We start from the raw sequence: 12915 nt of genomic DNA, 5'->3' as shown, positions 1-12915 counted from the left end.
CGTTGAACTACCCAGATTTTGATAACATTATTGAACGCCTAAATTCCGGGAAACTCTTTTCGTTCCCGGGCGGCGTGCACCCTGATGATAAAAAGAGACTGTCGAACAAAGCGGCTATTGTGCAGCCAACAATGCCAGACCTGCTCACATTGCCTATACGTCAACATGTGGGCTCAGAAGGTATATGCTGCGTAAATGTAGGAGACTATGTTTACAAAGGCCAAGCGCTATCTAATGCTACAACACCTTATGCTGTGCCAGTACATGCGCCCACCTCGGGCCATGTTGTTGCTATAGCACCTCACGTGGTTGCTCATCCTAGTGGTCTTACGGAAATGTGCGTTAGCATCAAACCCGATGATAAAGATACGTGGGGTGAGCTATCACCTTTAGCTGATTATACTGCGGTAGATAAAAATACGATTGTAGATGCCATTTGCCAAGCAGGAATTTCTGGCATGGGAGGCGCAGGCTTTCCTACTCATATTAAAACTGCCACCAGTAAACCCGTTGAGTTTTTAGTGCTAAACGGCGTTGAGTGCGAACCTTACATTACTGCAGATGATCGCCTTATGCGCGAACACGCGTGGCAGATTCGTCAGGGGTTAGATGTTTTAGCACATATTATTGAGCCTAAAGCGATTGTTATTGCTGTTGAAGATAACAAGCCAGAAGCAATTCAAGCACTTAACATTGCCTGCCAAGATAAAGACGCCTATCGGGTAGTGCCCATTGAAACAAAATACCCGGCTGGCGGTGAGAAACAATTAATTCAAGTTATCACAGGCCGCGAAGTCCCCCGTAATGGCCTACCAGCAGACATCGGTGTAATGATGTTTAACGTTGGGACCTGCTTTGCCATTGCCGACGCTATTTTACATGGCAAACCGCTTATTGAACGAATTGTCACAGTAACCGGCGATGCCGTAGCTAAACCTGCTAATTTTCGCACGTTACTTGGCACACCGGTAAAGCATTTGCTCGACGAAGCCAATTACCAAGTTAAAAAGCAAACGTCCCCAAAAGTTATTATGGGTGGCCCCATGATGGGCTTTGCCTTAGCTGATGCCACCATACCCGTGGTAAAAACCACAAACTGCTTACTAGTACCCAGTAAAAAAGAATTAGTAGACGATAACGCCGAACGCCCGTGTATTCGTTGTAGTGCGTGTGCTGACGCATGCCCTGCTTCATTACTACCACAACAAATGTTTTGGCACGCCAAAGCGAAAGAGTACGACAAAGCTGAAGAGTATGACCTTTTCGACTGTATTGAATGCGGCGCGTGCGCTTATGTATGCCCGAGTGAAATACCTTTGGTGCATTATTATCGCCAAGCTAAATCAGAAATTCGATTACAACGAGATGAAAAGAACAAAGCAGAAAAAGCGAAACAACGTTTTGAAGCGCGAAATGAGCGCCTAGAACGAGAAAAAGAAGAGCGTGAAGCGAAACACCGCCGCGCTAAAGAAGCACGACTCGCCGCGAAGAGTAATTCCAATAACGGGTCTGCATCCCCGGCTCCTTCTACTGAGCAAAATAGCTCTAAAGATAAAGTCGCGGCTGCATTAGCCAGAGCCAAGGCGAAAAAAGCAGCCCTTCAGAGCACTGATTCTGACGAAACAAACGTGGCTGACGCAAAATCTGCATCCCCAAGTACCGCAGCTAGCGCAGAAACTACCGCAAGCTCACCTGCTGATGATAAAAAAGCCCAGGTAGCCGCCGCCATAGCACGAGCTAAAGCTAAAAAGGCTCAGAAGCTTAACGAAACAGCAGCTGATACCCCTAAAGCTGCTGTCGATTTATCTGAATCTCAAACGACAGCGCAGACAGAGCAAGCTGCTCCTGAAAGCCAAACTGAAAGCCATACTGAAAGCCCAGTCGATAGCAAACTCGACAATACAAATACGCCTGCCGACGACAAAAAAGCACAAGTTGCCGCTGCTATAGCGCGAGCAAAAGCGAAAAAAGCAGCTCGTCAGCAACAAAATGATAGCAGCACTGAGGTAGTTGGAAGCGAATTACCACAAAGTCAGCCTAAAGAAGACGCTTCTGACACAGTTTCATCAACGCAACTGCAAGATGAGAAAAAAGCCCGAGTAGCCGCAGCAATTGCTAAAGCAAAAGCTAAAAAAGCTAAAAAAGCAGAATTACAAAAACAGCAGAAGCGTGGCGATTTAGAAACACCTAAACCAGCCTCAACAGATGCTGAAGCTACTATTGAGCCCAAGGCTGACCTTATCAATATCCAAAGCGAAAAGCCTCTTGATAAGCCAAGCAGCAGCGATGACAGGGTTGAAAAAGAAGCAAACAGCGAAACCACTAGCAATGCTGATGACAAGAAAGCCCGAATAGCAGCGGCAGTAGCAAAAGCTAAAGCGAAAAAACGTTTGGCTGAAGCGCAAAATGTCAAAGCAGACGAAGTGGCCACTGCTAATCAAAATGGTGAGGCTGAGCAACAAAAGGCAACAGAGAACGCAGAACCATCTGCGCCTACTCACGAGGCCAAGCAAAGCGCTCCACAGCCGATATCATCAGAAGAGACAAACAATCCTGCTCTTGAGAAAAAACGCCGTATTGCCGCAGCAGTCGCTAAGGCCAAAGCAAAAAAAGCAGCGGCAGAAAGTGAGAACAATCAATCATGAAATTAACCTTATCTAGTTCTCCCTATCAAAGAGTAAAGCGCGATACTGGCCAGGTCATGCGCTTGGTCATTTATGCCATGGTACCAGGCATTATTGCCCAAACCGTATTTTTTGGATGGGGTACGCTCATTCAAGCCTTTTTAGCGGTTGCTAGTGCGCTGGTTTTTGAAGGGGTAATCCTTTGGCTACGTAAACGTCCTATCGAGCGTACGTTAACCGACTATTCTGCCATATTAACCGGCCTGCTAATTGCCATTAGTATTCCCCCTACCCTGCCATGGTGGATGACGATTACAGGCGTATTTTTCGCCATTGCCGTTGCCAAACAAGTGTACGGCGGTTTAGGGTTTAACATTTTCAATCCAGCGATGATTGGCTATGTAGTGCTACTAATCTCGTTCCCTGCGGCCATGAGTTTATGGTTGCCACCCCAGCACCTAGCAAGCTTAACACCTAGCTTCTTAGATTCGGCAGCACTTATATTTACCGACTTTTCTACCACCGGCTACGATGTTACCCAGTTGCGTACTGTGGCTGGCGGGGTTGCAGACGGGGTAACAATGGCCACACCGCTCGACACGTTGAAGACTGATTTAACCTTGGGCATTACTTACTCAGAATCATTGCTTAGACCTATTTTTTCTACTGGGCTATTTCAATCTGCCGGTGCAGGCTGGGGATGGGTAAGCTTAAGTTATCTACTAGGCGGCCTATGGCTTGTGCGATTGAAAGTGATTAGCTGGCACATTCCAGGCAGCATGCTGGCGTCTGTAGCTGCGTTTTCATTATTGCTTTATTTGGTTGATGCCGATCATTATGCATCGCCGCTTTTTCATTTAATTAATGGCGCCGTTATGGTGGGTGCATTCTTTATAGCCACCGATCCGGTATCTGCCTCTACCACTCAAAAAGGGCGTATTATCTATGGCGCAGCCATTGGCTTTTGGGTGGTTATCATTCGAGTTTTTGGCGGTTACCCAGACGCCATTGCTTTTGCCGTCATTATCATGAACATGGTAGTGCCGCTGATTGATTACTATACCCGCCCTCGCACATACGGGCATCAGGTTACCAAGAAAGCAAGGCGAGTAGAGTAAATGGTAAAAGAGACGCTAATAAAAAATGGTTTGATGTTAAGCGCGTTTGCAATAATTGGTACTGCGCTCATCGCCCTTACCTACAACGGTACAGCCGAGCGGATTGCACAGCAACAAAAGCAAAAATTGCTTAGCATATTAAATGAAGTGGTGCCGCATGAGTTACATGATAATGAGCTCTATGCCGATTGCACTGCGGTGGTAAGTTCGAATTTAGGTACGCAAGAGCCTCATACGGTTTATCGTGCACGTATAAATGGCGAGCCAACAGCCCTAGCCATTGAAGCTACTGCACCAGATGGTTATAGCGGTGATATTGCGCTAGTTATTGGGGTAGATACGCAAATGAATGTGCTGGGTGTTCGCGTGTTAGAGCACAAAGAAACCCCAGGATTGGGTGATAAAATTGAATTGGCAATCAGCAACTGGATAACGTCATTCACCGGAAAACACTTCTCGATAAGTGCCTTACCTGTATGGCAAGTGAAGAAAGACGGCGGCGAATTCGATCAATTCACTGGCGCCACAATAACGCCGCGAGCGGTGGTGGGTGCTGTTAAAAATGCCCTGCTTTACGTGCAAGACAATCAACAAACCTTATTTTCTGCCCCTAACCTATGCGGTATTGAAAATGACCTATTACCAACTAATGAGGTGTTAAGCGAATGACAGATTATCGCGACCTTACCCTCCAAGGTATTTGGAAGAACAACCCTGCGCTAGTTCAACTGCTAGGCTTGTGCCCGTTGCTAGCGGTTACTGCCACCTTCATCAATGGATTAGGACTAGGCTTAGCCACCACCCTTGTATTAATTGGCAGCAACGTCACCGTTTCATTAGTGCGAAATATCGTTCGTAACGAAATACGAATCCCCGTATTTGTTATGATTATTGCCGCTTTTGTTACCATAGTGCAGCTTTTAATGAATGCCTTTACCTACGAGTTATACCTTGCGTTGGGTATCTTCATCCCGTTAATTGTTACCAACTGCGCCATCATCGGTAGAGCAGAAGCCTTTGCCTCTAAAAACAGTGCGGGCGCATCAGCCTACGATGGTCTAGTGATGGGCTTAGGGTTCACCTTCGTACTTGTAGTGCTTGGTGGTATGCGCGAAATTTTAGGGAATGGAACTTTGTTCGTGGGTGCCGACAGACTTTTTGGAAGCATTGCGAGTAATTGGACACTCACCTTATTTGAAACCGCCTCCCCTTTCTTATTGGCCATATTGCCACCCGGTGCGTTTTTAGGCATGGGCCTTTTAATTGCCTTTAAGAACATGATTGATGCTCGAATTGCTGCCCGAGAAAGCACGGTGAAAGAAAAAGCAACTCGCGCACGGGTTACCGCTGAAGCATAACGAAATCTAAGCGACTAGTGGCGAGTGGCGAGTGGCAAGTGGCAAGTGGCAAGTGGCAAGTGGCAAGTGGCAAAGAATACCACCGAGCTCGAGTGGAATAAGTATAAGCGAAGTAAACATGAATAATACAAAAAGACGTGAAATCTTAACCCGACTTCGGGATGCTAACCCTCACCCTACCACTGAGCTTAATTTCTCCACGCCCTTTGAATTGTTGGTCGCGGTTACCTTGTCAGCGCAATCTACCGATGTTGGCGTAAACAAAGCCACAGATAAATTATTTCCAATTGCGAATACCGCACAGGCCATTTCTGCGCTTGGTGAAGACGGGTTAAAAGAATATATAAAAACCATCGGCTTGTTTAATTCGAAAGCTAAAAATGTACACCGATTAAGCGAAATTTTAGTTGAAAAGTACGATGGCGAAGTGCCAGAAAGCCGTGAAGCATTAGAAGCCCTTCCTGGTGTTGGCCGTAAAACCGCTAACGTAGTACTTAATACCGCGTTTGGCTGGCCCACAATAGCGGTAGACACCCATATTTATCGTGTCAGTAACCGCACTAAACTTGCCATGGGTAAAACCGTTGAGAAAGTAGAAGAAAAGCTGCTAAAAGTAGTACCTGCTGAATTTAAAGTGGATGTGCACCACTGGCTGATTCTTCATGGTCGCTACACCTGTATTGCCCGTAAACCACGTTGTGGCTCCTGCATTATTGAAGACTTGTGTGAGTTTAAGGATAAGACTGAGTATGCTGAATAGCTAAAACATAGTGCTTTACCTATTTGAGAGCTATTTGATACCTTGCAAAGAATTCTTAAACGTCGTCCCAAAGAATCTAAACTCAATGTTCATCACTGGTTTATTCAGCCATTTCAAGGGATACGTATGCACCGCGCGAAACCCCAAACGCGTCGCATGTATCATTGAAGATTTATGTGAGTTGAAAGGCATAGCCGACTAACCGATATTATATTTCGTAGCATTTAAACTGTTCAATTTCTTGTGTTGTGCAATTTTCTGCTTTAGCTTTATAAATATCAATTACTCTACTTGGTTAATTCATTGCATTCTGCATTCAAACACATCGGTCTGGGGATTATTGGGATATTGGTCACCGGTGTACTGGTAGTTACCGCTCTATATTTTACCCCATTAACGCCACCACTTGTTCAAAACGAAAAGCAAGAGTTAATCATTATCGATAACGTCAATATAGTCGATGTCATTGGCGGAACGATACTGGAAGATAAACAAGTCGTCATCGAAGCTGGGATCATCACAGACATTCGAAAAGCTGGAACTCGTTTCACCAAAGGTGGTGGCTATATGGTGGCTGGTAACAATAAGTATTTGATGCCGGGCTTGTGGGACATGCATTCACATCTTGCTTTTAACGAAGCGCCACAAATATCTATGCCCCTTTACATAGCCAATGGCATTCTGTACCTGCGCGATATGCAAGGCATTATGAATATTGCCGCTAAGAGAAGACTATGGGCTGAATCAATCAACAGTCACGAATTACTTGGCCCCAGAATTGTCGGCTCCGCTGATCATATCGTAGGTGATAATTATGACCGTCGCGATGTCGAAAAAGTGGTATTAAAAACATCAGAAAATCCAAATGCCTTTATTAAAATATACAGTCAAATAAAAGAACCTCGTTTTCTCAAACTAGCGAAATTAGCAGAGCAAAATCATGTCGAATTTGCAGGTCATTATCCGTTAAGTATTGATCCAATTTTGGCATCTAATGCTGGTCAACGAAGTTTTGAACACGCGCATTTATTCATTGATAACGCCTCAACAAAAGCCCCCCTCTTACGGCAATATTACTATGAAAGGTTTTCAAATAACGGCGTATCAAAAACTCACCAACCAACGAAGATAGAAATTATTAATTCATTTGAACAGCAGAAATTTAACTTGCTGGTTGCCGCAATGGTCCAAAACGACACGTATTTTGTTCCAACTCACATCACTAAACGATATGAGGCATTTAGCAACGATAATAAATTCCTATCAGATGCTAAACTCAAATATATTCCGTTTATGGTGCAAAACCTTTGGGCAGATGATGCCAAAGGCATGAAAGCGTACTCAGCTAGCACACTCAATCAATATTACCTTAGAGGTCTTGAGCTAACGGGACAAGCCCATCGACAAGGTGTCAAGATACTCGCAGGGACCGACACCTATGACCCTTACTCATTTCCGGGTTTTTCGCTTCATGCTGAATTAGAACAATTGACAAAAGCTGGCTTATCAAATGCCGAAGCACTCGCATCGGCCACAATTTTACCTGCAACTTATTTTCAAAAGCAGCTAAAAATGGGAAGCGTAGATATAGGCAAAATAGGTGATGTTATTTTGCTCGACAAAAATCCTTTGGCTAACATCCAAAATACCAAAAGCATCAAAATGCTCATTTTTGATGGCGCAGTCTATGACGAACACGATTTGATACGACAAAAAGATTATGTAGAAACGAATGTCAGCGGTGTTAATAACCTATTAGTTACGGTCAAAATGATAGTCGCAATGTTTCAAGATAATACCCCAGAGGCTAGAAACGCCGGATATTAATCTTTGAGGTTGTTCATGCTCTAGAATTATTAGCATTTGCCCAGCTTAACACTGCTGTAGACACGCTTATTTTAGAGTACTAAAACCGCACAAAATTGACCATAGCTAAAAACATTGAAGTTAAACACAATACTACCTACCTGTTAGAAATCTCTCCGTCCGAATAGTGTTACTAGTCAACGCCTTAGATTCCGATTAAACTCCTATCTAAAACTAAAAGTCTGCACATCGTTGTAAGCCAATATAGAAATCATTAGGAATTATTTATCATCGTTTTATTGATTACTGCTGTTATTGTAGGATTGATGATTATTTTATCGACTAAGCGGCGTCGTATGCTTTTGAGTCGATTAATCTTTGATTTTGTTAATTTTACAGAAGCAAAACTAGCTAAATTGCAGTGTGACAGCCGTTCAATCGATGGGCTTGAAGTGTTCTATCATAGTAATACAAAACACTTTTCTACTGATAAGCCTGTACTGGTGCTGTTACACGGGTTCAGTGCTGATAAGTATGTGTGGAACCGTTTTGCCAAAAGGTTTTCTTCTCAATACCACTTAGTTATCCCTGACCTTAAAGGCCATGGCCAGACTGCCTATCGCGCCAGTGACGATTATTCTGTGCCTAGCCAATGCAAGATGTTGTTAGCGCTATTAGAACAATTAAACATTAAGCGTTTCAGCATCGTCGGAAATTCAATGGGCGGAATGATGGCGGCCAAACTATTTGATGAAATGCCTAAGCGAATCGAAAAAGCCGTTTTAATCGATCCAGCAGGCGCTAAGTCTCTGTTTGCGCAAAACATGATAGACAGTCAACAAAACCCTTTCGACCATGAAGTTGAACAGGATTTTTTTAATTTTTATGATTTAATCATGACTAAACCGCCTTTTGTGCCAAGATTTATTTTGCGCGCACTAGCATGGGAATACATTAGTAAACGAGCCCAATATACCCACATGTTCAACCAGTTTTTCAACTTGCGCGACTTTTACCCTCGTGATTATCGATTTGATTATCCTGAGTCAATGTTGATATGGGGGCTAAACGATAAACTATTACCGGTAGACGATTTCACGCACTGGAAAATGATACTTAACTCAAACACACTTATTTATGAAGATCTTGGCCATATGCCTATGGTGGAAGATGTTAGACGTGTATCTAAAGATATTTTAAGCTTTTTAAATAAACATTAAATAAGCAATAAGGCCGTTGGTAATAAATCACTTAGTTAAAACAAATGCTTTAGCAATTTAACGCGTTAAAAAAGTTAAAAGCCCTATTACTACAACAGTATATAGGGCTTAGGTTTTTAAGATGTACTTCTAGAGAAAACTAACCTCTAATCCTCTTTCATTTCACTGTTCGCGTCATCTTTGTACTTATCAAACCACGCTAAAATATAGCCAACTTTACGTGCTAAATTAGAAGGCTTAGCAGCGATGCCGTGATAAGCGCCTTGAATACGCACCAGTGCACTATCGACACCTTGTAAGCGTAATGCGCCGTAATACTGCTCGCTTTCAGACATGGGGGTACGTACATCTAATTCACCGGTAAGCACCATGGTTGGCGTTGTGACATTGCCCACTAATGATAACGGCGAACGGTTCCAATATTGTTCATAATCGTTCCAAGGTAAGTCTGAAAACCAATACTTGCTCATGTAGGCATAGATATCAGAGGTACCAATCATGCTTGTCCAGTTTATAACGGGTTTTGCTACTACCGAGGCTTTGAAACGATCAGTTTTACCGATGATCCAAGACGTAAGCGTTCCACCACCAGAACCGCCAGTAACAAATAAGTTAGACTCATCCACATAGCCTTTAGCAATAGCGGCATCCACCATATCCATAAGATCATCATAATCTTGTGATGGATAATTTTTATCAATTAAATTAGCGAATTCTTCACCTTGAGACGTAGACCCACGTGGGTTGCCATATAAAACGACATAGCCAGCAGCGGCCATTAATTGTATTTCTGTTGAGTAGCTGGGGCCATACGCAGTATGAGGTCCGCCATGTATCTCTAAAATTAATGGGTATTTTTTCTTCGGGTCAAAATTAGGTGGGGTGACTATCCAAGCCTGTAAATCTCTATTGTCTACGCTGCTTTTCAGCTCCAACAATTCTGGCTTGTTCACTGTTTTGTGGTCAAACACATCGCCATTTAGGTCAGTAAGTTGTTTAACTTTTCCCTTACTGGTGACTATTGCAAGGTCTGCGGGACGATTTCCTGCAGACGCTGTGTAAACAACACTGCCTTTAGGCGTGACATCGTAATCGCCTGATGTGTACGGTCTCCCTAAACTGGTGCCACCTAAGTTACTTGTTTTTGTTGAAATCTTACCTGACAAACTAACATAGGCGACACTTTTCTTACCCATATCATCATAGCTAAAATATAAACCTTTACCGTTGTCTGCCCATTTAATTGTACCGATAGAGCGGTCTAGCTCACTAGTCAGGTTTTCGATGTCCGTGCCATCCGAATTCATTACATACAACTGACTTAACTGATTCGACTTTCCATTATCTTCATTACCGACAAAAGCTACTTTCTTTCCATTAGGACTTAAATGAGGACTACGCTCTGGGCCACTCATATCCGTTAATTTAGTGACTTTTGATGTGTCTATGTCGATGCTAAACAGATCGCTATTGAGCAAATCGAAATCAGCTTCATCGCTGGTGTTTGCAGAGATGATTATCTGTTGGCCATTTTTAGACCAGGCAATGGTGCCGGCGTGATCGTGCTCACCCGAGGTAATTTGTCTTGGTGTTCCGCCAATGGTTGGCACAACATATATTTGCATGTTGCCGGGGCGTTTCATTCCCATACCGTCTCGTTGGAAATTGGTTTGGTCAATATACTGAGGGTTTTCTGCCCACTTAGCGCCTTTAGGCTTAAAATCTAAATTAAATAACGGTTTGGCTTTAGTGGGTGTAAACATAGCAAAAGCTAAATATTTACCGTCTGGGGAAAAACTCATACCGCTCGGGCGCATTGCCACATCGGTTACGCGAGTTGTGCTATTTGATGCTAAATCTTTTAGATAAACTTGAACCTTACCTTCTTTACTTGAAAGGTAAGCCATTTTAGCGCCATCAGGTGAAAACACAGGATTAAAGTGGTTTTTACTGTCAGAAAGAATAGGCAGATGGGCACTTCCATCTAAGGCTATTGACCACAGATTTCTGCGCATTGAATCAGTCATAATATCCATGCTACGACGCTCGTACACAACATGCTTGCCATCGGGAGTAACAACAGGATTAGCCGCGTACTCAAGATTAAATACGTCTTTTAAAGACAAAGTATTGTTTGCCGATTCGTCTGCCAACGCTGAATGGGTAGTAAATAATGTACCTATGACTAGTGTTAACGCCGACTTGCTTAGATATTTCTTATTCATGGCTCGTTTGCTCTAATTGTTTTAAATCGATAAATAGAATGACTATTGAAGGTTTAACATAGCTTATATAACGCTAGAAATACCTTACATTTGATGTAAAAAGTAGTATTTATAGGGTGAATTTCATATTCTGGTCGCGCTCATGGTTTTCTTCTTTTAGCTAAGCGACTATGGCTGTAAACGGCAGCATCTTCTACGCGCGCAACCGCGCTCATTGCTTTATGGCCTAAATCGTTAAAAATAGAAAAAAACGCTTAAATAATAAAAACAATTTTGGGGTACGTTGCAGTTACTATATAAATTTGGCCCTAATAACAGTTTCAATGGAGAATACATGCATCAACTTAGACGCCTCACTTTTAGCGCTATAGTCGTTTTTTTTAGTTGTCCGATACTGGCCGCTTCTAATGTGATAACAAGCGAACAAAAACAAACTGCTAACAATCTTATAGACACCGCACTTAAAAGCGACCTAGGCATGGAAATCGTGACATCGCTGACAACAGAAATAGGCCCTCGATTGGGAGGCTCTGAAGCTGAGAAGCGCGCGAGGGACTGGGGAGTAAAGTTAGGTGAACGTTTGGGATTCGACAACGTCAGTATCGAACCATTTACGATGCCTTTTTGGGATAGAGGTCATTTACACATATCGCTAACCTCGCCTTATCAGCAGGATTTATACGGCACCGCTTTAGGTGGTGGTGCGCCATCAAAAGAAAGTATTGACGCCCATGTAGTATATTTTAGAGATATTCACGCGTTATCAGATATTAAGGATGGCAGCCTTAGCGGAAAAATTGCTTTTGTCGATGGCGACAAAATGGTTAAAAGCCAAACTGGCGCAGGTTATGGCCAAGCCAATCAACGTCGTAGAATTGGCTGGCAACATGCGCAGCGTGGTGGGGCTAGCGCATTAGTGGTTCGCTCTGTCGGCTCAGACTCACATAGATTCCCACACTCAGGGATGATGAGTAAAGACGGTGACAAATGGGCAGATATTCCTGTTATCGCTATCTCAAATCCTGATGCAGATCACCTTCGCCGCTTACACGGTTTAAGCAAGCCTATAAGTCTTTCATTGCATTCAGAATCAAAATGGAAAGGCGAAGTAAAAAGCGGAAATGTCGTTCTCGATTTAGTGGGAAGTGAGAAGCCTGAAGAAATCGTACTTATTGGTGGCCATTTAGACAGCTGGGATTTAGGCACTGGCGCGGTTGACGATGGTGCAGGCGTTGCTATCACTACCGCAGCTGCCGCGTTGATTGCTAACTTGCCTACTCGCCCCAAGCGTACTATTCGGGTGGTAATGTTTGGTGCAGAAGAAGTGGGGTTACTTGGTGCATTCGCCTATGCGAAACAACATGATGCGAATTTACAAAACCATGTTTTGGCAACCGAGTCTGACTTTGGTGCGCAAACCATTTGGCAGTTAGTATCGAACGTCAATCCAGAAGCTACCTTGCTAATGGATGAAGTAGGAAAAATATTGTCCCCTCTTGGCATAGTGAGAGGGGGATCAGATGTACCTGGCGGTGGCCCTGACATCATTCCCTTGGCGAAAAAAGGTGTGCCGACCATTCGATTAAACCAAAATGGACAGGATTATTTCGATTTGCATCATACGCCAGATGATACGCTTGATAAGATTGATCCAAATGAATTAGCACAAAATATTGCTGCTTACGCAGCAAGTATATATTTAATTGCTGACTCTGATGTGGCATTAAAGCCTTAATATGCCATAAGCGGGCCGGGACTGAGCTAGTACAACTGAGCTACTCTCCTGCCCGCTTACATTCGCGCT

9 protein-coding genes are annotated in these 12915 nt (G+C 43.5%); 8 read left to right on the top strand and 1 reads right to left on the bottom strand.

What is annotated here, in order from left to right; translation table 11 throughout:
- Nucleotides 1-2 precede the first annotated feature (2 nt).
- From rsxC to J8L84_RS14200, 7 genes are all read left to right on the top strand, one after another.
- Complete coding sequence (gene rsxC, locus J8L84_RS14230) at nucleotides 3-2645, top strand: electron transport complex subunit RsxC (RefSeq protein WP_211071260.1); 2643 nt, start codon at nucleotides 3-5, stop codon at nucleotides 2643-2645.
- Nucleotides 2642-3742, top strand: a complete 1101-nt coding sequence (gene rsxD, locus J8L84_RS14225) for an electron transport complex subunit RsxD (RefSeq protein ID WP_211071259.1) — start codon at nucleotides 2642-2644, stop codon at nucleotides 3740-3742. Before rsxC ends, rsxD begins: the two co-directional genes overlap by 4 nt.
- Entirely contained in the window at nucleotides 3743-4411 is a 669-nt protein-coding gene (rsxG, locus tag J8L84_RS14220; RefSeq protein WP_211071258.1) for an electron transport complex subunit RsxG, read from the top strand. It begins immediately after the preceding gene.
- The gene (locus J8L84_RS14215) at nucleotides 4408-5100 is read left to right on the top strand and encodes an electron transport complex subunit E (RefSeq protein WP_211071257.1); all 693 of its coding nucleotides are present in this window, start codon (nucleotides 4408-4410) and stop codon (nucleotides 5098-5100) included. The genes rsxG and J8L84_RS14215 overlap by 4 nt, the downstream gene beginning before the upstream one ends.
- Before the next feature lie 118 nt (nucleotides 5101-5218).
- Nucleotides 5219-5860, top strand: a complete 642-nt coding sequence (gene nth / locus J8L84_RS14210; protein WP_063458287.1) for an endonuclease III — start codon at nucleotides 5219-5221, stop codon at nucleotides 5858-5860.
- 303 nt (nucleotides 5861-6163) lie between these two features.
- Nucleotides 6164-7687: an amidohydrolase family protein gene (locus tag J8L84_RS14205; RefSeq protein WP_211071256.1), complete on the top strand. Its 1524-nt coding sequence runs from the start codon at nucleotides 6164-6166 to the stop codon at nucleotides 7685-7687.
- Between the two features lie 335 nt (nucleotides 7688-8022).
- The gene (locus tag J8L84_RS14200; protein WP_247670788.1) at nucleotides 8023-8886 is read left to right on the top strand and encodes an alpha/beta hydrolase; all 864 of its coding nucleotides are present in this window, start codon (nucleotides 8023-8025) and stop codon (nucleotides 8884-8886) included.
- A 146-nt stretch (nucleotides 8887-9032) separates the two neighbouring features.
- Here the strand turns inward: J8L84_RS14200 and J8L84_RS14195 are convergent, their stop codons facing one another.
- Nucleotides 9033-11111 (bottom strand): S9 family peptidase, encoded by a 2079-nt coding sequence (locus J8L84_RS14195; RefSeq protein WP_211071254.1) that lies wholly within the window; start codon nucleotides 11109-11111, stop codon nucleotides 9033-9035.
- Between the two features lie 334 nt (nucleotides 11112-11445).
- Here J8L84_RS14195 and J8L84_RS14190 point away from each other — a divergent pair, with 334 nt between their 5' ends.
- A complete protein-coding gene (locus J8L84_RS14190) occupies nucleotides 11446-12846 on the top strand; it encodes a M20/M25/M40 family metallo-hydrolase (protein ID WP_211071253.1) in 1401 nt (466 codons plus the stop codon).
- Nucleotides 12847-12915: the final 69 nt, after the last annotated feature.

It is taken from the genome of Alteromonas sp. MMG017 (assembly GCF_018100795.1).
Classification (GTDB): Bacteria; Pseudomonadota; Gammaproteobacteria; order Enterobacterales; family Alteromonadaceae; genus Alteromonas.
This window is presented reverse-complemented; position numbering and strand designations above follow the sequence as displayed.

Bases quoted from the DNA above. Each gene is read 5' to 3' on its own strand.
- J8L84_RS14200 (WP_247670788.1), top strand. From the start codon at position 8,023: ATGCTTTTGAGTCGATTAATCTTTGATTTTGTTAATTTTACAGAAGCA.
- J8L84_RS14215 (WP_211071257.1), top strand. From the start codon at position 4,408: ATGACAGATTATCGCGACCTTACCCTCCAAGGTATTTGGAAGAACAAC.
- rsxD (WP_211071259.1), top strand. From the start codon at position 2,642: ATGAAATTAACCTTATCTAGTTCTCCCTATCAAAGAGTAAAGCGCGAT.
- J8L84_RS14195 (WP_211071254.1), bottom strand. From the start codon at position 11,111: ATGAATAAGAAATATCTAAGCAAGTCGGCGTTAACACTAGTCATAGGT.
- J8L84_RS14190 (WP_211071253.1), top strand. From the start codon at position 11,446: ATGCATCAACTTAGACGCCTCACTTTTAGCGCTATAGTCGTTTTTTTT.
- rsxG (WP_211071258.1), top strand. From the start codon at position 3,743: ATGGTAAAAGAGACGCTAATAAAAAATGGTTTGATGTTAAGCGCGTTT.
- nth (WP_063458287.1), top strand. From the start codon at position 5,219: ATGAATAATACAAAAAGACGTGAAATCTTAACCCGACTTCGGGATGCT.